The sequence below is a fragment of the Bradyrhizobium sp. UFLA03-84 genome (genome assembly GCF_002289535.1).
In the GTDB taxonomy this organism is placed as follows: domain Bacteria; phylum Pseudomonadota; class Alphaproteobacteria; order Rhizobiales; family Xanthobacteraceae; genus Bradyrhizobium; species Bradyrhizobium viridifuturi.
Window position 1 is genome coordinate 401319 of record NZ_NSJY01000013.1, and the last position, 20321, is coordinate 421639.

At 65.9% G+C, this 20321-nt stretch carries 18 protein-coding genes; 9 read left to right on the plus strand and 9 right to left on the minus strand.

The features are described from left to right. The first annotated feature begins 46 nt into the window (after positions 1-46). Entirely contained in the window at positions 47-2371 is a 2325-nt protein-coding gene (locus CK489_RS15985; RefSeq protein ID WP_095732933.1) for a xanthine dehydrogenase family protein molybdopterin-binding subunit, read from the plus strand. A gap of 126 nt (positions 2372-2497) precedes the next feature. On the opposite strand, the gene CK489_RS15990 is transcribed toward CK489_RS15985, so the two are convergent. Genes CK489_RS15990 through CK489_RS16000 form a run of 3 tightly spaced genes read right to left on the minus strand, consistent with a single transcriptional unit; the run spans position 2498 to position 5715 of the window. Further along, positions 2498-3694 (minus strand): acyl-CoA dehydrogenase family protein, encoded by a 1197-nt coding sequence (locus CK489_RS15990; RefSeq protein ID WP_095732934.1) that lies wholly within the window; start codon positions 3692-3694, stop codon positions 2498-2500. A gap of 12 nt (positions 3695-3706) precedes the next feature. Then, the gene (locus CK489_RS15995) at positions 3707-4852 is read right to left on the minus strand and encodes an acyl-CoA dehydrogenase family protein (protein WP_095732935.1); all 1146 of its coding nucleotides are present in this window, start codon (positions 4850-4852) and stop codon (positions 3707-3709) included. 8 nt (positions 4853-4860) lie between these two features. Then, positions 4861-5715 (minus strand): enoyl-CoA hydratase, encoded by an 855-nt coding sequence (locus CK489_RS16000; RefSeq protein WP_094193923.1) that lies wholly within the window; start codon positions 5713-5715, stop codon positions 4861-4863. Between the two features lie 158 nt (positions 5716-5873). Here CK489_RS16000 and CK489_RS16005 point away from each other — a divergent pair, with 158 nt between their 5' ends. The 3 genes from CK489_RS16005 to CK489_RS16015 are packed head-to-tail and all read left to right on the plus strand — an operon-like array spanning position 5874 to position 7896. Next, entirely contained in the window at positions 5874-6482 is a 609-nt protein-coding gene (locus CK489_RS16005) for a LemA family protein (RefSeq protein ID WP_050628161.1), read from the plus strand. A 21-nt stretch (positions 6483-6503) separates the two neighbouring features. Continuing rightward, on the plus strand, positions 6504-7394 hold the full coding sequence (locus CK489_RS16010; protein ID WP_095732936.1) for a TPM domain-containing protein: 891 nt from the start codon (positions 6504-6506) through the stop codon (positions 7392-7394). 4 nt (positions 7395-7398) lie between these two features. Further along, positions 7399-7896: a TPM domain-containing protein gene (locus tag CK489_RS16015; RefSeq protein ID WP_095732937.1), complete on the plus strand. Its 498-nt coding sequence runs from the start codon at positions 7399-7401 to the stop codon at positions 7894-7896. Between the two features lie 61 nt (positions 7897-7957). On the opposite strand, the gene CK489_RS16020 is transcribed toward CK489_RS16015, so the two are convergent. The 4 genes from CK489_RS16020 to CK489_RS16035 form a co-directional block, all read right to left on the minus strand. After that, a complete protein-coding gene (locus tag CK489_RS16020) occupies positions 7958-8572 on the minus strand; it encodes a glutathione S-transferase family protein (RefSeq protein ID WP_095732938.1) in 615 nt (204 codons plus the stop codon). A gap of 126 nt (positions 8573-8698) precedes the next feature. After that, positions 8699-10012 carry an MFS transporter gene (locus tag CK489_RS16025; protein ID WP_245350390.1) on the minus strand — a complete coding sequence of 438 codons (1314 nt, stop codon included), beginning with the start codon at positions 10010-10012 and terminating at the stop codon, positions 8699-8701. A gap of 125 nt (positions 10013-10137) precedes the next feature. Further along, a complete protein-coding gene (locus CK489_RS16030; protein WP_050628165.1) occupies positions 10138-10947 on the minus strand; it encodes an MBL fold metallo-hydrolase in 810 nt (269 codons plus the stop codon). Next, positions 10944-11318, minus strand: coding sequence for a Crp/Fnr family transcriptional regulator (locus CK489_RS16035; RefSeq protein WP_095732939.1), 375 nt, complete (start codon positions 11316-11318; stop codon positions 10944-10946). Before CK489_RS16035 ends, CK489_RS16030 begins: the two co-directional genes overlap by 4 nt. A gap of 204 nt (positions 11319-11522) precedes the next feature. On the opposite strand from CK489_RS16035, the gene CK489_RS16040 reads away from it, so the two are divergent. From CK489_RS16040 to CK489_RS41745, 3 genes are all read left to right on the plus strand, one after another. Beyond that, on the plus strand, positions 11523-12578 hold the full coding sequence (locus CK489_RS16040; RefSeq protein ID WP_095732940.1) for a hypothetical protein: 1056 nt from the start codon (positions 11523-11525) through the stop codon (positions 12576-12578). 90 nt (positions 12579-12668) lie between these two features. Further along, positions 12669-14216: a hypothetical protein gene (locus CK489_RS16045; protein WP_095732941.1), complete on the plus strand. Its 1548-nt coding sequence runs from the start codon at positions 12669-12671 to the stop codon at positions 14214-14216. A gap of 91 nt (positions 14217-14307) precedes the next feature. Next, positions 14308-14472 (plus strand): hypothetical protein, encoded by a 165-nt coding sequence (locus CK489_RS41745; protein ID WP_167350149.1) that lies wholly within the window; start codon positions 14308-14310, stop codon positions 14470-14472. A 100-nt stretch (positions 14473-14572) separates the two neighbouring features. On the opposite strand, the gene CK489_RS16050 is transcribed toward CK489_RS41745, so the two are convergent. Together CK489_RS16050 and putA are read right to left on the minus strand one after the other, a co-directional pair. Continuing rightward, the gene (locus CK489_RS16050; RefSeq protein ID WP_095732942.1) at positions 14573-15778 is read right to left on the minus strand and encodes a CaiB/BaiF CoA transferase family protein; all 1206 of its coding nucleotides are present in this window, start codon (positions 15776-15778) and stop codon (positions 14573-14575) included. Between the two features lie 165 nt (positions 15779-15943). Next, the gene (putA, locus tag CK489_RS16055) at positions 15944-18949 is read right to left on the minus strand and encodes a bifunctional proline dehydrogenase/L-glutamate gamma-semialdehyde dehydrogenase PutA (RefSeq protein ID WP_095732943.1); all 3006 of its coding nucleotides are present in this window, start codon (positions 18947-18949) and stop codon (positions 15944-15946) included. Between the two features lie 116 nt (positions 18950-19065). Here putA and CK489_RS16060 point away from each other — a divergent pair, with 116 nt between their 5' ends. After that, positions 19066-19530, plus strand: a complete 465-nt coding sequence (locus CK489_RS16060) for an Lrp/AsnC ligand binding domain-containing protein (protein ID WP_050423774.1) — start codon at positions 19066-19068, stop codon at positions 19528-19530. 165 nt (positions 19531-19695) lie between these two features. Next, positions 19696-20262, plus strand: a complete 567-nt coding sequence (locus tag CK489_RS16065) for a hypothetical protein (RefSeq protein ID WP_095733659.1) — start codon at positions 19696-19698, stop codon at positions 20260-20262. Positions 20263-20321 lie beyond the last annotated feature (59 nt).

The following is a 20321-nucleotide window of genomic DNA, read 5'->3' on the forward strand; positions in this document are numbered from 1 at the left end:
AAATCCGTTAAAACCCGCCGAAATTTCCGAACTCAAGGACCCTTCGATGAACATTCTTCCCGGCAATTTGCGTTTTGGTGCGGGCCAGCCTGTCAAGCGTCTGGAAGACCAGCGGCTGGTCACCGGGAAGGGGCATTTCATCGACGACAAGCCGCAGGACGGTGCGCTCTGGCTGCACGTGCTGCGCTCGCCGCATGCCCACGCCAACATCAAGTCGATCGACGCCAAGGCGGCGCTGGAGATGCCCGGCGTCAAGGCGGTCTATACCGGCGCCGACCTCGTGAATGACGATATCGGCACGCTGCCGACGCTCGCGATCTTCAAGCGGCCCGACGGCTCGCCGATGACCGTGCCGCCGCGGCGCCTGCTGGCGCATGAGGTGGTGCGCTATGCCGGCGAGGGTGTTGCTGCTGTTGTGGCGACCTCGCGGACGCTGGCGCAGACCGCGGCGGAGGCGATCGAGATCGATTACGAGGTGCTGCCCTCGGTGGTCGATCCGGTCGAGGCGATCAAGCCCGGCGCGCCGGCGGTCTGGCCGGAGGCGCCCGACAACATCGTGGCCGCGATGAGCTATGGCGATGCCGCCAAGGTCGAGGAAGCATTTGCAAGCGCCGCGCACAAGGTGTCGCTCGACCTGGTCAGCCAGCGCCTGGTGCCGTCGGCGATGGAGCCGCGCTCGACCATTGCCGAGATCGAGAAGAAGACCGGCCGGCTCATTCTGCATGTGCAGTCGCAGACCCCGGGCTCGACCCGCGACCTGCTGGCGGAATCGATCCTGAAGCGGCCGAAGGACAGCGTGCGCGTGCTGGTCGGCGACATCGGCGGCGGCTTCGGCCAGAAGACCAGCCTGTATCCAGAAGACGGCATCGTCGCCTATGCCGCGACTAAGCTGAACGAGAAGATCCGCTGGCGCGGCGATCGCACCGACGAGTTCGTCGGCGGCACCCACGGCCGCGACCTGACCTCGACCGGCGAGTTCGCGCTCGACGCCAAGGGCCGCGTGCTGGCCTATCGGGTGCGCTCGATCGGCGGCACCGGCGCGTACTCGTCGGGCACCGCCAACATCATTCCGCTGGTGCTCGGCCCGTTCGTGCAGACCGGCGTCTACGATCTGCCGTTGGTGCATTTCGAGGTGAAGTCGGTAATGACCCATACCGCGCCGGTCGGTGCCTATCGTGGCGCGGGCAGGCCCGAGGCGGTGTTCATCGTCGAGCGGCTGTTCGACGCCGCCGCGCGCCAGATCGGCATGGATCCGCGCACCATCCGCAAGGTCAATTACATCAAGCCGGCGCAGTTGCCCTACACCAATGCGGTCGGGCAGGTGTACGACTCCGGCGCCTTCGCTCACATGCTGGAGCGCGCGTCCGATCTCGCCGACTGGAACGGCTTTGCCGCGCGCAAGAAGGCGGCCAAGAAGAAGGGCCTGCTCTACGGCCGCGGCCTTACCAGCTACATCGAGTGGACCGGTGGCCGTGCCCACACCGAGAACGTCTCGCTGCATGCGACCGCCGAAGGCCGCGTCGTCCTGCACTCCGGCACCATGGCGATGGGGCAGGGCCTCGCCACCACCTACAGCCAGATGATCGCCGATACGCTCGGCATCGGCATGGACAAGATCGACGTGATCCAGGGCGACACCGATCTTGCTACCGGCTTCGGCAGCGTCGGCTCGCGCTCGCTGTTCGTCGGCGGCACCGCGGTTGCGGTCTCCAGCAACGACATGATCAACAAGGCGCGCGACAAGGCCTCCAATCTGCTGGAAGCCTCCGTCGAGGATATCGAGTATCGTGACGGCTTCCTCACCGTGGTCGGCACCGACAAGCGCATCAGCCTGTTCGAGATCGCAGCCAAGGAAAAAGGCGCCAAGCTCTCGGTCGAGAGCGAGGGCAATGTCGACGGGCCGAGCTGGCCGAACGGCACCCATATCTGCGAGGTCGAGATCGATCCGGAGACCGGCGTCACGCGCGTGGTGCGCTACACCACGGTCGATGACGTCGGCGTCGCGGTCAATCCGATGCTGGTGACCGGGCAGGTGCATGGCGGCGTCGTCCAGGGCATCGGCCAGGCGCTCTACGAGGGCGTGGCCTACAGCGAGGAAGGCCAGCTGCTGACCGCAAGCTATCAGGACTATTGCATCCCGCGCGCTTCGGACATTCCGCCGATGTCAGTGACGCTCGATCCCTCAGCGCCCTGCAAGACCAATCCGCTGGGCGCCAAGGGCTGTGGCGAGTCCGGCGCGATCGGCGGGCCGCCCTGCATCACCAATGGCGTGATGGATGCGCTGAGCGAGGTCGGCATCACCCAGCTGAATACGCCGCTGACGCCGGTGAAGATCTGGCAGGCGATCCAGGACGCCAAGGCAGGGGCGTAGCCCTCGCTCCCTCCACCCGTCATTCCGGGGCATCGCGAAGCGATGAGCCCGGAGCCCATCGGGCAGCATGTTCCGTGGCGAAATGGATTCCGGGCCCGCGCTGCGCGCGCCCCGGAATGACGAGAGCTACAACCCCAGCACCATCTTCGCGATGATGTCCCGCTGGATCTCCGACGAGCCGCCGAAGATCGTGTACGCGCGCCCGTTGAGATACTCCGGCACCACCGGCAGCAGCTCTTCCGGAATCGCCGGCTCGTGGTTGAGCCGGTAGAAAGGCCGCGCCGGCTCGACCGCAAGGCCGTCCTGGCCGATCACGTCGACGCCGAGCCGCGTTACTGCCTGGCGGATCTCACTGACGCGGAGCTTGATCAGCGACGACACCGCGCCGGGATTCTGCCCGGTCTGCAGCGCCGACAGCACCCTGAGCTCGGTCATCTCGAGCGCGTCGATATCGACCTCGACCTCCGACATCCGCATCGCGATGTCGGGGTCCTCGATGGCGCGGCCGGTAACCTCGGAGCCTGCGAGATCGGTGATCGTCTTCAGCGCCTCGCGCAATTTTGCTGAGGCGATGCCGGAGCCGCGTTCGAATTCGAGCAGGTACTTGCCGTAAGTCCAGCCCTTGCCTTCCTCGCCGACGCGATTGGCGACGGGCACCCGAACGTCGTCGAAGAACACCTGGTTGACTTCATGATCGCCGCCAATCGTCAGAATTGGCCTTGTCGTGATGCCGGGCGTCTTCATGTCGATGAGAATAAAACTGATGCCGTCCTGCTGCCGCTCGCCGTCGCTGGTGCGCACCAGCGCGAACATGCGGTTGGCGTGATGCGCATGCGTGGTCCAGATCTTGGTGCCGTTGATGATGTAGTCGTCGCCGTCGCGCACCGCGCGAGTCTTCAGCGAGGAGAGGTCGGAGCCCGAGCCTGGCTCGGAATAGCCCTGGCACCAATAGTCTTCACCGGACAGAATCCGCGGCAGGTAGAAATTCTGCTGCTCGGGCGAGCCGAAGCCGATGATGACGGGGCCGACCATCTTGACGCCCATCACGTTGACATTGGGCACGCCGGCGCGGGCGCATTCTGCCTCGAAGATCCAGCGCTGCGCCGGCGTCCAGTCCGGCCCGCCATGTTCGACCGGCCAGCCCGGCGCGCCCCAGCCCTTGCTGTGCAACGCGCGTTGCCAGGCCATGCCGATGTCGGGGTCGGAGAAAACCGAGGGCGTCAGCGCGGTGGCGCGCTTCATCTCCGGCGTCAGGGTCTCGGCGATATAGTCGCGGACGTCCCGCTCGAAGGCGCGCTCTTCGGCGCTGAAGGTGAGATCCATGTGCGCTCTCCGTTACGCGTGGACGCGGCCGCTCAGCGCGGCGTGGCGGCGATAATGATGGGCGCTGCCGCCGAACAGCGTGTCGAAGGCGAGCAGCCGCTTGAAATAGGCGCCGATGTCGAGCTCCTCGGTGACGCCCATGGCACCGTGCAGCTGCACCGCCTGCTCGGCGACGAAGCGCGCGCATTTGCCGATCTTCGCCTTGGCGCCGGAGGCGGCACGGCTGCGCGCCACCGGCTCGGCATTGGCCATCAGCGCCGCGCGCAGCGCCATCGACCGCGCCTCGTCGACCTGCATCGCGACGTCGGCGAGGCGATGGCGGATCACCTGGTTGGCCGACAGCGGCCGGCCGAACTGTTTGCGGATCTTGGTGTATTCGAGCGTGGTGTCGAGCAGCGTCTGCATGATGCCGACCGCCTCCGCGCCGAGCGCGGCCATCGCGCGGTCGATCACGGTTTCGATCGCGGGCAGTGCATCGCCGCCATCGCCGAGCAACGCGTCGGCAGGCAGCTGCACATCCCTGAGATCGAGATTGCAGCCGCGCCCGCCACCAAGCCGCGCGTAGTCGCGCAAAGTGAGGCCCGCCGTTCCCGCCGGTACCAGGAACAGGCCAAGCTTGCCGGATGCGCCATTGGCGTTGGCGATGCGGGCGGAGACGATGAGCTGGCTCGCGGCCGCGCCGTCGAGCACGGCGATCTTGCTGCCGCTCAGCCGCCAGCCGTTGGCGGTCTTGGTGGCGGTGGTGTCGACATGGGCGAGGTCGAAGCGCGCAGCGCGTTCCGAATGTGCGAAGGCGAGCGTGAGCGCGCCCTCGGCGATCCTGGGCAGGATCGCCTGCTGCTGCGCCTCGGTACCGCATTCGGCGACCAGCGCGGCGCCGATCACGACCGTGGAAAGGAACGGCTCGGACACGAGGCCGCGGCCGAACGCTTCCATCAGCAACCCGATCTCGATCGCGCCGCCGCCGAGCCCGCCATGGGCCTCGGCGATCGGCAACGCCAGCCAGCCGAGCTCGGCGAATTGCTTCCAGATGTCAGGCGAATAGCCCAGCGGATCGTTCGCCGTTTTCTTGCGATGATCGGCAGTAAAGGTTTCGGCTACGAAGCGGTCGGCACTTTCGCGCAGCAGGCGCTGCTCGTCGCTGAGGGTGAGGTCCATCGGGCTTTCTACACGTTGGCGGTTTTCTTGACGGAGGGATGCAGACCCGCAGGGTCCACCACCATGCCGAATTCCTGCAGGTTGTGGGCGTGGCAGAGCTGATGCAGCGCGAACGCCTGATCGATTGCCGCCGGCTGCCCCATGATGTCGATCGAGCGGTTCACCGCTTCCTTGCTGAGCTTCAGCGCGAAGGCGGGCTTGGCGGCGATCCGCCGCGCCAGCGCCAGCGTGAAGGGCGAGAGATCGCCGCGCGGCACCACGTGATTGACCATGCCGAGGCGATGCGCCTCGTCGGCGCTCCAGACGTCGGCGGTGAACAGCATCTCCTTGGCCTTGCGCGCGCCGAGCTCCCAGGGATGCACGAACCACTCGACGCCGCAGACGCCCATCGTCACCACGGGATCGCAGAACTCGGCATCACTGCTCGCAACGATCAGGTCGCAGGCCCAGGCCAGCATCAGCCCGCCGGCAATGCACTTACCGTGGATTTCCGCGATCGTCGGCTTGGCGAGATTGCGCCAGCGCCGTGTGATCTGCAGGTAGATCTCCTGCTCGCGCGCGAAGCGGCCGTGGGCGTTGGGTTCGGCGAAGCCGCCCCAATTTCCGACTGGCGGGAAATCGACGCCCGCCTCATTCTTGGCCCCTGGCCTGAGATCGTGACCGGCCGAAAAATGCGGGCCGTTGCCGGCGAGGATGATGACCTTGACCGCGTCGTCCTGCACCGCCCGGTCGAAGGCGGCGTTGAGGTCGTAGGTCATCTGCAGGTTCTGGGCGTTGCGCGCCTCAGGGCGGTTCATCACGATCCGCGTAATCGCGGGGTCGGGCCGCTCGACAACAATCGTCTCGAATTGTTCAGACGCCAATGGATCCTCCCGCGATCGATTTTTTCGCCATGATGAACGGCGCGGGGAGGGATAGGCAAGGGCCATCATTTGGAAAAGCGAGCGCGAAATCCGCGCCACGGGATTATCGCGCGAAAATCTGTTACCGTGATGCAGAAACCACCGGGAGGACCATCTTCATGCGCAAGCTTTGGACCGTGCTGGCAGCGCTGGCGACCTTGAGCCTGACCAACTGCGGCTATAACGCGATCCAGACCAATGACGAGCAGGTCAAGTCGAGCTGGTCGGAGGTGGTGAACCAGTACCAGCGGCGCGCCGATCTCGTGCCGAACCTGGTCAACTCGGTGAAGGGCTTTGCGCAGCAGGAGAAGGACGTGCTGCTCGGCGTCACCAACGCGCGCGCCAAGGTCGGCAGCATCCAGGCGACGCCCGAGGTGCTCAACGATCCCGCCGCGTTCCAGAAGTTCACGCAGGCGCAGGGCGAACTCACCAGTGCGCTGTCGCGGCTGCTGGTCGTCACCGAGAATTACCCGCAGCTGAAATCGGATGCGCTGTTCCGCGACCTGATGGCGCAGCTCGAAGGCACCGAGAACCGCATCACCGTGGCGCGCAACCGCTACATCAAGGCGGTGCAGGACTACAACGTCGGCATCCGCACCTTCCCGAACAATCTGACGGCGATGGCGTTCGGCTACAAGGAGAAGCCGAACTTCACGGTCGACAATGAGAAGGAGATCTCGACCGCGCCGAAGGTCGATTTCAATCCGGCGCCGGCACCGTCGAAATAGCACCGGCGAGCGCCCGCCGCGATGGCCGCCGCACGCGTCATCCTGTTCGCCTTCCTGCTGGGCTTCATCTGCCCGGCATGGGCCGAGGTCGCAGTGCCTCAGCTCACCGGCCGCGTCGTCGATCAGACCGGCACGCTGTCATCAGGCGACGTCGCGTCACTGAACGACAGGCTGAAGGATCTGGAGACCCGCAAGGGCAGCCAGATCGCGGTCCTGATCGTGCCGACGACGGCTGAGGAAACCATCGAGCAGTTTTCGATCCGCGTCGCCGAGGCCTGGAAGATCGGGCGCAAGAAGGTCGACGACGGCGCGCTGCTCGTCGTCGCCAAGAACGACCGGCATCTGCGCATCGAGGTCGGCTACGGCCTCGAAGGCGTGCTGAGCGACGTCGTCACTCACCGCATCATCGACGAGGACATCACGCCGAAATTCAAGGCCGGCGATTTCGCAGGCGGCATCTCGGCCGGCGTCGACCGGATGATCCGGCTGGTCAATGGCGAGCAATTGCCGGCACCTGAGCCCGAGCATTGGCAGGCGCCCAATCTCGTCGACTTCGCCAACCCGGTCGTGATCTTCGGCGTCATCATCGTGGCAGGCTTCCTGCGCGGCCTGCTGGGGCGGTTGTTGGGGTCGGTCGCGACCGGCGGCATCGTCGGCGTCTTCACCTGGATGCTGGCCGGCTCGCTCGCCACCGCGCTGGTGGTCGGCCTGTTCGCCGGCGTTGCGGCGCTGATCTTTGGCGGATTGAACTTCGGTGGTCCCGCAGCGGGCTCAGGACCTTACCGGCGCGGCGGCGGTTATTCCGGGGGCTGGTCCGGCGGCGGGGGCTGGAGCAGCGGCTCTGGCTCGAGCGGCGGTTTCAGCGGCGGAGGCGGCAGCTTCGGCGGCGGCGGCGCCTCGGGGAGCTGGTAGGCATATGGGCATCAAGCGTATCGGCAAGCACCTCATCGAGCATCGCTGGCGCGTGCGGCGCGAGTTTCCGCCGCGCGTGCTCGACGCGATCGAGCAGGCGATCAAGGCGGGCGAGGCGACCCATTCCGGCCAGATCCGTTTCGTCGTCGAGGGCGCACTCGACGGCGTGCCGCTGTTCCGCGACCAGCCGGCACGGGAGCGGGCGATCGACGTGTTCTCGCATCTTCGGATCTGGGACACCCATCACAACAACGGCGTCCTGATCTATCTCCTGTTGGCCGACCGCGACGTCGAGATCGTCGCCGATCGCGGCATTGATGCGAAGGTCGGCCACGCCGGCTGGGAAGCGATCTGCCGCTCGATGGAAACGGATTTTCGGGCCGGCCGGTTCGAGCAGGGCGTCACTACGGGGATTGCGGCGGTGTCGCGGGAGCTCGCGAAGTATTTTCCGCACACCGAGGGCGGCCCGAACGAGCTGCCGGATAGGCCAGTGGTGATTTGAGGGACTGAATGGTCTTGCCCCTCTTATCCTCCCCCTCCAGGGGAGGATAAGAGGACCGCCTTTACGCCTTCACCGACGGCCGCACGGCAACGCGGTTGAACCAGGCGACGATGTTGCCGTTCGACTGATCCAGCGGCTGGCCGACCTGGTTGCCGAAATCGATCCAGCAGTAGAGCAGCATGTCGGCGAGCGTGAAGCGCTTGCCGCAGATATAGTCGCGTCCGTCGGCCATCTGGTCGTTGAGCCATTTGATGCGGTTGGCCGCGATCATCTTCAGGCCCGGGGAGGCTTCGGGTGCGACCGGGATGCGCTTCTCGAAGAATTTCAGCGCCTCGCCGAAGCGATAGCCGTTGGCAAGCGGTTCGGCGATGTTGAGATCGACACGGCGCGTCCACATCCGGCATTCGGCGCGCTCTTCCGGCGTGGCGCCGATCATCGCGGGCGAGGGATGCTTCTCCTCGAGATATTCGCAGATCGCCGTGATCTCCGAGAGGTAGTTGCCGCAATCGAGCTCGAGCGCCGGCATCTGGCCGTGCGGGTTGCGCTTCAGATGCGCTTCCTCGCGGTTCTCGCCCTTGCGCAGGTCGACGGTCTCCTTGGGGACCTCGATGCCCTTCTCCGCCATGAACATGCGCACGATGCGCGGATTGGGTCCGATCGAGTCGTAAAGCTTCATGGTCCTCGCTCCCTGTTCTTCAGCGTTTTCTTGCCGCTGTTGAACAGGCCAGGCGCGGATTTGTCAAATGCAGCGCCGCCCGCACAGTCGCGCAAGCTCGGGCGTCAGCCGTCACACCGGTCGCGGTCATTGCGCCGGTTGAGTTGTGATTCCCGGCACCGACGGTCGCCCGCGATAGACCGACAGACCCACGAGACCCACCGCCGCGGCGAAGAGGATGTAGTAGACCGGAGCGGCCTTGTCGCCCGTGACCTGGACCAGCCAGGTGTTGATGAACGGCGCCAGCCCGCCGAACAGCATCACGGCGAGATTGTACATCAGCGATGCCCCGGTCGAGCGCACGCCGACGGGGAATATCTCGGTCATGAAGGCAGGCATCGGCCCGGCGAGGGCTCCGAGCAGGACCGCGACGATCTGCAACTGCCAGAGATTCGCCGTGGTCGGCGCGGCAACCAGCCGCTGCAAGATCACATAGAACAGCAGGCTGTAGATGATCAGCGCCGGAACCAGGGCCGCGCGGCGGCCGATCCGGTCGGAGAGAGCGCCGCAGGCCACCGCCACCGCCGCATTGATGAGGCTGACGACGAGCAGACCGAGCTGTGCGTTGAGGATCGGCAGCTTCAGCTCGGCGACCGCATAGGTCGGCAGAAAGATCGCGTTGACATAGTTGATCGCCGTGCCGGCCGCGATCAGGCAGAACGATGCAATCAACTCGCGCGGATGTTCGGAGAACAGTTGGCCGAGCGTAGTCTGCCTGCCCGGCTGCGCCGTCGCGGCCTTCTCGGCGAGATACGCTTTGAATTCAGGCGACTCGTCGCACTTTTGGCGCAGGTACCATCCGGTCGGCCCGATCAGGATGCCGAGGATGAACGGTACGCGCCAACCCCAGCTCGCGAAGGCGTCCGCCGACAGGCCGAGATTGAGGCCGATCGCCATCGCGGCACCGAGGCCGAACGCCAGCGATTGCGACACCATCTGAAACGAGCCGTAGAAGCCGCGCCGGCCAGGCGGCGCGAACTCGATCAGCATTGCGCTCGCGCTGCCGAACTCGCCGCCGGCGGAAAAGCCCTGGATCAGCCGCGCCAGCAGCAGCAACAGCGGTGCTGCGATTCCGATCGCGCCGTAAGTCGGCAAGACGCCGAGCAGGCCGGTGCCGGCAGCCATCAGCGATATCATCACGACCAGCGCCTTCTTGCGGCCGTGCCTGTCGGCATAGAGCCCGAACACCAGGCCACCCAGCGGCCGGGCTGCAAAGGCGATCCCGAATGTCGCGAAGGTGAGCAGCAGCGAGGAATGCGGATTGTCCGCGGGAAAGAACAGCTTGCTCAGGATGCCGGCGAACAGGCCAAAAACGGTGAAGTCGAACCATTCCAGTGCATTGCCGATCGTGGAGGAGATCACCACCCGGCGGCGCATCCGCGCCATCGTGTCAGCCTGCATTCGCTTCGTCTCCCCGCTGCCGGCAACGGCTTGCATCGCCGCGTCCATGGTTCTTGTCGTTCCGAGCCGATCCTAGTGCAAAGTCATGGCAGGCCACAACGGCGGGCTTCGGCTGCGGCCGATCCTCAATCGTCGAGCTTGTTGAGGTCGCGCACCGACTGCATGATCGGCTCGAAGTTCGAGCGCGCATCGAGGGCGTCGAACAGTTGCGCGGTGTCCTCGAGCAAAGCGTGCGAGCGTTGCAGGGCGACCCGCACATCGTCCTGCGGCGTGTCGGACAACCGGCCGTGACCCGACAGCAGGATCTTCGAATTGAGCCCCTTCAGCCGCTCCAGCGACTGGATGTAGTCGGCGATCGAGCCGGAGCCGAACACGCCGCCCATCACGCCGCCCGGCATCAGCGTGTCGGCGGCGAACAGCAGCCCCTTGTCCTGATCGAACAGCGAAATGCAGGCCGAGGTGTGGCCCGGCGTGTACATCACGTTGAGGCGGAAATTGCCGAGATCGATCAGGTTGCCTTCTTCGAGCCAGATGTCGATGTCGATCGGCACGTTCGGTTCGTTGAACATCTTGCGCAGCATCGAGAAGTCGTCGCGCAGCATGATCTTGTTGGCGGCGAGCCGGTGCGCGGCGATGTAGGCCGAGCCGTGGAAATGATAGGCCGCGCCGATGTGATCGAGATGCTCGTGGCTCAGTATCACCATGTCGATCGCATCGGGTGTTATGCCGAGATGATTAAGGCAGGCGACGAGCGACGGATAGTTGGTCGACAATCCGACGTCGATCATGATGGTCCGTTTGCTGCCGCGTACGAGATAGGCGTTCGCGGCGCGGTTCTTGAAGCGGATCTGGTAGACGCCGTCGGCGGCCTGGATCAGCGTCGCGACATCGGCGTCGAACAGCGTCTTGAACGGGCTCGGCTTGCGGTCGCTCATGGTGCGCCTGCGGTTCGGTAGGTGACGTCGTTGGAGGCGCGCAGGCGTTTCGACAGCGCATCCATCACCATCAGCGCGAAGGCCGGCTGCTGGCTGACCAGATAGACGAAGCGGGCGTGGTTGATCCGCATCACGCGCGTCGCAGGCGCGGCTGCGATGGCGGTTGCCGAGCGCGCCGAGCCGTCGATCACGGCCATCTCGCCGAAGAACTCGCCCTTGCCGAGGCTGACGATGACGGTCTTGTTTCCGCCATCGATCTTGGCGATGTCGACCGTGCCGTCGAGCACGACGAACAGCTCGCGGCCGGTCGAGCCTTCCTCAAAAATGACGTCATCGACACCAAATTCGTTGATGCATTTCTCGATCGTCATGGCACTCCCCTGCCTTCTGGCTGGAAGATGGCGGTATGTTAATCGGGAAAGCGCCGCGCGCAAACGGAGCTGACGCAGATTGCCGCAGCGCCGCATCGCCCAAATCCGGCCCGGAAAACTCCCTAAAATTTAGGTAATGGCGGAGCGGGGTAACCATTTCGCAAGCAATAAAAGTTACCGAATTGTCAACCTAGCCTGGAGACTTTGAACGTGAGTGAGCAGCAGAGCGAACCGGTCAGCGGTCAAACCGGCGCCGAAATGGCGGCGAAGAGCGAGCCCGCGATGGCCGCGGCCGGTGTCGAGGCTCCGCGGCTCGCGCCCGAGCAGGAAGAGACCTCGCCGAAGGCGGATGCGCCCAGAGTTGACGCACCGAAGGCCGAAGCGCCCAAGGTAGAGCCGTCCCGGCTCGATCCCATGATCGAGGCCAGGATCGATGCCAAGATCGACCCCAAGATCGAGCCGACCAATATGGAGGTGCCCAAGGTCGAGACCGGCAAGCGTGAAGAGCCGCGTTTCCCGGGCAGACTGATGATCATGGCGCCCGGCGACCGCACCTGGGACCATGAGGCGACCGCCTCCAAACCGGGTGCCGAGCAGACCGCCAAACCGGCCGGCTCGCGCCGGTTCGGCGCGATGGCCGCGGTGATTGCGCTGGCGACCGTGGCAGGCGCCATCGGCGGCGCGCTCGCGACCGCAGGGCTCGGCCATCTCGCTGCACCTGCCGCTGCCTCCGTCAGGGACGTGGCTGCCAAGGACGCCGCCGCCAAAGACGCGGCCGACGCCGCGCTCGCCCGGGTCGAATCCGAGCTCGCCGCGCTGAAGGCCAGCGTGGAGCAGACCGCCAAGGCCGGCCAGGCCCAGTTCAGCAAGGCCAGTGAGCGCATCGAGAAGGTCGAGAAGGCCCAGGCCGAGCCGATTGCCAAGCTCAACAAGCTCAGCGAGACCGTCGACAAGCTCCGCGCCCCGCAGACGACCGTCGCCGCGGTGACGCCCGCCCGCGAGGTCACCGGTTCGGTCCCGCCAGCGACGGCCGCGGCAGCACCTGCCGCCCCGAGGCCCGAGGTCGGCCGCCTGCCGGTGGTCGACGGTTGGGCGCTGCGCGACGTCGGCAATGGTGGCGCGCTGATCGAGGGCCGCGGCGGCATCTATGAGGTCTATGCCGGCGATCCCGTCCCCGGCCTCGGCCGCGTCGACGCGATCCGCAAGCAGGACGGCCGTTGGGTGGTCGTCACGAGCAAGGGCCTGATCGTTTCGCGTTGATTGCGGAAAGACGACGATACCAAGGCGCTTCACCGCGATGTGAAGCGCCTTTTTTCTTGAATAGGATTCGCGGTGCGGTGTTAGTGGGGCATGAGCCGCGTGCTGAAATGCCTCCTGCTGATATGCGTTCTGCTCGGCGGCGCCGCGCCGGCAGGTGCCGCCGAGGATCGCGCGCTCGAGCGCGGCGCGGCGGTGATCGATCCCGCTGTTCTGCGCGAGCTCGATCAAGGCCGCTTTGGCCTCGGCCGGATGCTCGCGCCGGAACGCTCCGCCGATACGCCGCTGTCCAATCGCGAGTTGTTCGGCCTGCCTGCGATGGTGCCGGTACGCGCGGCGCTCGATCGCGAATTCGATCGCTATGTCTCGAAGCACAAGGCGAGCCTGCCGAGCGAGAGCATCGGGGTCGGCGACGGCTTTGCATTCCAGCTGTTCGACCGCGCGCTGTTCGAATCCGCTGACGTCCGCTTCGTGCTCGCAGGCATCGTCAACCGCATGGACCGCGCCTATGTGGCGCCGAAGGACTGCGGCGAGGTCCGGCTGATCTACCGGCTGACCCGCACCGATGTGCCGCTGATCGGCGAGAACGCGGTGTCGCAGCGGCTACCGATGACGCTGAACCTGGTGCTGAAGGCGAAAGGCGACGGCAACGACGCGTCGCTCACCTGCCGCGAGATCGCGCGACGCTGGCTCGCGACGGGCAGTGCGCCGCCGACGATGGACAAGCTGTTCGGCAAGGATGGGCCGCTCGACCTGATCGATGCCCGGAATATCGATCGCATCGAGACCAACCTGCAGATCGCGCACGCGCCGAAATCCGCGGTGCGCGACTTCCGCACCGACTATCTGCTGAAAGTGTTCGACTATGACGGCGCGGCAAAACGCTTTATCGAAGCGCCGCTGGAGAACCAGGTCGATCGCGACCGCATTCTGGCCGACGAGGGATTGAAGCGCGACTTCAAGGCATGGCTGCTCGATCCCAGGCATTTTGCCGAGTTCGATCGCGGCACCTTGCTGATCCCCGATCGTTTCCTCGCAACCGGTGCCGTCGCGCCGACGCCGACCGGCTTTGACGTCAGCGATCTGGAGCCGGAGTTCGGGATGGTGCAGGGCGAGGGCGGAGGCGGCAATGCGGTGTTCTCGGAGGGCGACGTCGTCGGGGCCTTGCAGAAGGCCGCCGCTGACGGGACGAAGCTCAGGAATATCCAGTCGCTGGCCGGCTTCGAACGGCGCCTCAACGACGTTACCTGCGCCGGTTGCCATCAGACCCGCGGCATCGGCGGCTTCCATTTCCCCGGCGTCGACTGGATGGCGGCGAAGCCGTCGAATTCCACTGTGGTGCCGGCCTCGCCGCACTTCTTCGGCGACCAGCCTCGCCGCCGCGATATCCTGGCGAACTTCCGCGACGGCAAGGCGCCGGATTTTTCCCGCGGCTTCTCCAACCGGCCGCAGCCGCGCGGCGCTGCCGAGCTTGCCGGCACCGAATACAGCGACGGTTGGGGCGCTCACTGCTATCAGCCGGGCGCCAAGCCGGCGGAGACCGACCGCAGTTTCCGTGGCTGGACCTGCGCCGAAGGCCTCGCCTGCCAGGTTGCCGGGAAAACCTCCCACATGGGCATGTGCTTCGTGAAGGGCCGCTGATTTCAGCTGGAACCGGAGCGGTTGCGCGTCATTATTTGATGCTACACTCGAGCTTGCCTGGACCTGACAGCTCTGACCGGAGACCGGCCCGATGAGTGCTCCCGAGGACAACAAGCAGCGCAACCGCGAGATCGCGGCCAACGAGGCCGAGCGTCAGGCGGTCAGCGCCGTCCGCGTCAGCAGCTGGGCGATCGGACTCACGGTCATCATCGGCATCATCGTGGTGGCCATCGTCTGGGCCTGGATCAAGCGATAGCCAAAGCGTTTTCGAGCGAAGTGGATACCGGTTCGCGTGAGCCACGTAGCCCGGATTTCGCTTCGCTTTATCCGGGCTGCTCATGGTGGTGGTCGGTCCGCTACGCCACCGCGCCGGATGCGCGCAGCTTCCGGATCGTGGCCTCGTCGTAGCCGGCCTGGCGCAGGATCTCGTCGGAATGCTCGCCAACCTCCGGCGGCCTGCGCGGCTGCACCTTCTTGGCGCCGTCGATGAAGATCGGGCTGTTGACGGTCAGCATGGTGTCGTTCTCGAAGCGCACCAGCACCTCGTTCTCGATCATCTGCTTGTCGTTCGGGATATCGTCGAGGATGCCGACGACGCCGAACACCAGGCCGTTGCCGTCGAGGATCTTGCGCCATTCGGCGAGCTCCTTGCCGGCGAACACCTCGTCGAAGATCTTGATCAGCTCGACCGAGCGCGCATGGCGGTCCGCCTTGGTGACGAAGCGGGCATCGGCGATCAGGTCCTCGCGGCCCATGCAGCGCGCCAAGGTCGGCCACTGCCGGTCTTCGTTGAGCAGCGACAGGATCAGCCAGCGGCCGTCCTTGCACTTGTAGTGGTTGGTGACGGCGTTCAGCGCCTCTTCGCGCGGCTTGCGCTTCTTGAACTTGGCGCCGGCGAGCTTGGCCTGCGCCAGCACGCCGTTGGCCCAGACGCCGTTGGCCATCAGATTGGTCGAGACGTGCGAGCCCTTGCCGGTCTTCTCGCGCTGGAACAAAGCGGTGACGATCGCGCCGTAGAACGCCATCGCGCAGGGGTGGTCACCCATGCCGGCGACCGAGCGGGCCGGCGTGGTGTCCTCGTCGGCGCGCACCAGGTCCATCAGGCCGGAGCGGGCCCAGTAGGCGTTGGAATCGAAGCCCGGCTTGTTGGCCTCTTCGCCCTTCTCGCCGTAGCCTGTGAAGGAGGCGTAGATCAGCCGGTCGTTGAGATGGCCGAGATGGTCATGGGTGATGCCGAGCTTTTCGCGGACCTGCGGCGGCATGTTGGTGATGAAGACGTCGGCTTCCGCGACGAGCTTGTAGAGCACCTCGCGTGCCTCAGGCTTGGTGAGGTCGAGCGCGAGGCTCTTCTTGTTGCGGGCCTCCAGCATCCACGCGAAATTGTGCTCGCTGGCGGGATAGCCGGGCAGGTTGGGCAGATTGCGGTAGGGATCACCGGCGCCGGGCGGCTCGATCTTGATGACGTCGGCGCCGAAGTCGGACAGCACGGTGGCGGCCGCGGGCGCCGCGATGAAGCTCGCGCAGTCCAGGACCTTGAGCCCGTCAAAAATGCCTTTTTCCATCGTGCCGTCGCTCCCGTGGCGCTTGTTGGTGTTTTTCCGGTAGCTGGAATTATCGTGTGCGATGATCCCGTCGAGCGGCCATTTGACCCATCTCGGGGTGATGATGCAACGGCACTTTCTTACCCTCGCTCCACCCTCCCCTGGAGAGGGAGGGTGAAAGTGCAACTACTCGACCCCCGCCATCAGCGCGGCATTGCCGCCCGCAGCCGCCGTGTTGATCGTGATCGTCTGCTCGGTGGCGAAGCGCGCAAGGTAATGCGGGCCGCCGGCCTTGGGGCCGGTGCCGGAGAGGCCGCTGCCGCCAAACGGCTGCACGCCGACGACCGCGCCGATCATGTTGCGGTTGACATAGATGTTGCCGACCTGGAGGCGGTCGATGACGTGCTCGATGGTGTCGTCGATGCGCGAATGGACGCCGAGCGTCAGGCCGAAGCCGGTGGCCTCGATCGAGGCCAGCACGTCGCCGAGCCGCTCGGCGCGGTATCGCACGACATGCAGGATCGGGCCGAACACCTCCTCGGTGAGCTGGCTTGCCGACGACAGCTCGAAGATATGCGGCGCGACGAAATTGCCCGCCGGCGCCTCGCCGGCAAGATGCACCCGCGCCTCCTTCTTCATCCGTGCGATATGCGCGTCGAGCCGCTGCTTGGCCTCTGCATCGATCACAGGTCCGATATGTGTCGATGGCTGCGAGGGATCGCCGATCTTCAATTCGTGCGCGGCGCCCGCGATCATCTCGATCATGCGGTCGGCGACGTCGTCCTGCACGAACAGAAGCCGCAGCGCCGAGCAGCGTTGGCCGGCGGAGCGGAACGCCGAGGTGACGACGTCGTCGGCGACCTGCTCGGGGAGCGCGGTGGCGTCGACGATCATCGCATTGATGCCGCCGGTCTCGGCGATCAGCGGCACGATGGGGCCGTCCTTGGCGGCAAGCGTCCGGTTGATCGATCGCGCAACTTCTGTAGACCCTGTGAAGACCACGCCGGCAATGGCGGGATGCTCGACCAGCGCGGCGCCGGCTGCGCCGTCGCCCTGGACCAGATGCAGCGCCGATGCCGGCACGCCCGCCTGATGCAGCAGGGCGACGGTCTCGGCTGCGATGCGCGGCGTCTGCTCGGCCGGCTTTGCGATCACCGCATTGCCGGCCATCAGCGCGGCCGTGACCTGGCCGAGGAAGATCGCGAGCGGGAAATTCCATGGCGAGATCGCGACGAACGCGCCGCGCCCGCGCAGCTCGAGCACGTTGCTTTCGCCGGTTGGCCCAGGCATCGCCTCGCCTTGCCCGAACAGCGTCCGGCCCTGTGCCGCATAGTAGCGGCAGAAGTCGATCGCCTCGCGGACCTCGGAGAGCGCGTCGTCGAGCGTCTTGCCACCCTCGTTCTGCAGCAGAGCGAGGAAGTGGGCGCGGCGCTGGTCGAGCAGATCGGCAGCCTTGTCCAGCATGGCCGCGCGTCGTGTGGCCGGCGTCGCGTTCCAGGCCTTGAAGCCACCGCGCGCGGCGGCGACGGCGGCATTCGCCTGCTCGATTGTCGACGTCGCGACCGTGACGGATGCAGCCTTGGGTTCGACTGTTATCGCCGATGTCAACGCATCGAGCGCCTTTCGCTCGCCGAACTCGATGCCGTGCGAATTCTCGCGCTGCGGCCGGTAAAGGTCGGTCGGCAGCGGAATCCCGGAATGGGCCGCATTGTCGTCGCGATCAATGATCTCGGCGGGGCGGCGCAACAGGTCAACGATGGAGACGCGATTGTCCGCGGCCAGCGCCACGAATGACGAGTTGGCGCCGTTCTCGAGCAGCCGGCGCACCAGATAGGCGAGCAGGTCGCGGTGGCTGCCGACCGGCGCATAGGTGCGGTGGGCGATGTCAGGGCGATCCTGGCCGAGCTGGGCGTAGAGCGCTTCGCCCATGCCGTGCAGCCGCTGGAATTCGAAGCTGTTGGAATCGTCTGACAGTTGGAGGATGGTCGCAACCGTCAGCGCGTTGTGGGTGGCGAATTGCGGAAACAGCCGCGGCCGCAGCGCCAGCAGCTTTCGCGCGCAGGCGATGTAGTTCAGGTCGGTCATCGCCTTGCGCGTGAACACCGGATAGCCATCTAGCCCGCGCTCCTGCGCGCGCTTGATCTCGGTGTCCCAATAGGCGCCCTTGACGAGGCGCACCATCATCTTGCGGTCGAGCGCGCGCGTCAGCGCATCGATATAATCGATCACGTCGGTGGCGCGCTTCTGATAGGCCTGGATGGCGAGGCCAAAGCCGCTCCAGCCGGCGAGCGACGGGTCGCCGAAGGCGGCCGCGATGACGTCGAGCGACAGCTCCAGCCGGTCGGCCTCTTCGGCATCGACGGTGAAGTTGAGGTCGTACGCCTTGGCGCGGCGCGCCAGATCGATCAGCTGCGGCACCAGCTCGCTCATCACCCGTGCATGGCTGACCGCCTCGAAGCGCGGATGCAGCGCGGAGAGCTTGACCGAGATGCCAGGCCGGTCGGGCAGGGGCTGATCGCCCGCCGCCTTGCCGATCGCTTCGATCGCGCGGGCGTAGGATTCGAAATAGCGGCGGGCATCGTCGGCGGTGCGCGCGCCCTCGCCGAGCATGTCGAATGAATAGCGCGAGCCGCGCGCCGTGTGCGATTGCGCTCGCGACAGCGCCGCCTCGATGGTCTCGCCGAGCACGAAATGGCTGCCCATCAGCCGCATCGCCTGCCGCGTCGCCGCGCGCACCGCCGGCGCGCCGAGCCGCTTGGTCAGCCGGCCGATCGTTCCCTGCGGTGTTTCACCGGGCTGGATCACGCGCGCCGACATGCCGAGCGCCCAGGCCGAGGCGTTGACCAGGAACGCGCTGGATTTGGTCTCGTGGTTGACGAAGTCGCCCTGGCCGAGCTTGTCCTCGATGAACTGGTCGGCGGTGCGCGCGTCGGGCACCCGCAGCAGCGCCTCCGCCAGCACCATCAGCGCCAGTCCCTCCTTGGTCGACAGCGCGAACTCCCGCAGCATGTCCTCGACCCCGCCGAGCGGATCGTCATTGGCCCTGATCGCCTCGATCAGGCGCGTCGCGGTGCGGTCGATCCTCGCCTCCGCCTCCGCGCTCAGCCTGGCGTCCCGGCGCAAGCGGCCTGCGATCGCAGCGTCATCGGGGGCGTAGGGTGCGCTGAACGGCGGCGGGAGCGGGTCTGGCATGGGGCGGTTCCTCTGGGTTGCACCGGAACACCTACGCGCCCGTGGACCGTAGTTCGATAGACAAATTAGCAGATTTACCTTAGAAAGTCCGGAGTATTTTAGCTTTGACCGTAGATATGACAGAGATTGACAAGACAGACCGCAAAATCCTCTCGATCCTGCAAGGGGATGGCCGGATTGCCAATGTGGAGCTGGCCGAGCGGATCGGTCTGTCGCCGACCTCGGTCGGCGAACGGCTGAAGCGGCTGCAGCGCGACGGCTTCGTCGAGGGCTACGGCGCGCGGCTCAATCCGCATCGGCTCGGCCTTGGCCTCCTGGTGTTCGTCGAGGTGCTGCTCGACAAGACCACGCCCGACGTGTTCGAGCGCTTCGCCAAGGCGGTGCAGACCGCACCGGAAGTGCTGGAGTGTCACATGGTGGCCGGCGGGTTCGACTATCTGGTCAAGGCGCGCGTCGCCAACATGACGGCCTATCGCCGATTTCTCGGCGAAACCCTGCTGGCGCTGCCGGGCGTGCGCGAGACGCGGACCTACGCGGTGATGGAGGAAGTCAAGCGCGATGCGCCGTTGCCGGTCGGCTGATCTGATCCACAGCCATGCGCCGGATGTCTTGGCATCGCGGCGCACCCGCGATAATTCTCCCCCAGAGTTGGGGGCCGCGACATGGACGATGCCAATAAGCCGATACGTACGAAGCGAACCGGGGCTGCCGGCGCGTTGTGCGCAACGATCTTGTCCCTGTTCGCGATGACGCCGGCCCCTGCGGCCGAGCTCAGCTCCGGCATCATGCAGCTCTATACATCGGTGTCGATCTATCCGCCGTCGGCCTCGGCGATGACGGTGTGCTACGGCTTCGTCTGCCGACGCCGCGAGATGCTCGACTTCAGTGCAGCCGACAGGGCTGCCCTGACCCGGATCATGGCCACCGGCCGTGCCAATGCCGCGGCCGAACGCGCGGCCGTGCAAAAGGCCGTGATCTGGTTCGACCGCCGGATGGGGCCGATCCTCGGCACCAACAAGCGCGTCGCGAAAGCGGACTTCCGCGCCAACGACGACCAGCACAATTACGACTGCTGGGACACGACCCGCAACACGACCAGCCTGATGCTGGTGATGCAGACATGGAACCTGTTCAAGTTCCACGACGTCGGGAATCCGCATTACCGCGGATTTTCGCTGGGGCAAACGCCGCACAACACCGCCGTCCTGCTCGAACGCGCCACCAAGGTGGAATGGGCCGTCGATCTCTGGCCTCGCGGCTATCTGCAACCGCCTGACGTCATGACCGTCGCGCAGTGGGTGACGGAAGATTGAACGGCTGATCGCTTCTGCCGCGCGTTTCGTGGCGTTCCGTCCCCATTGATTGTAGGGGA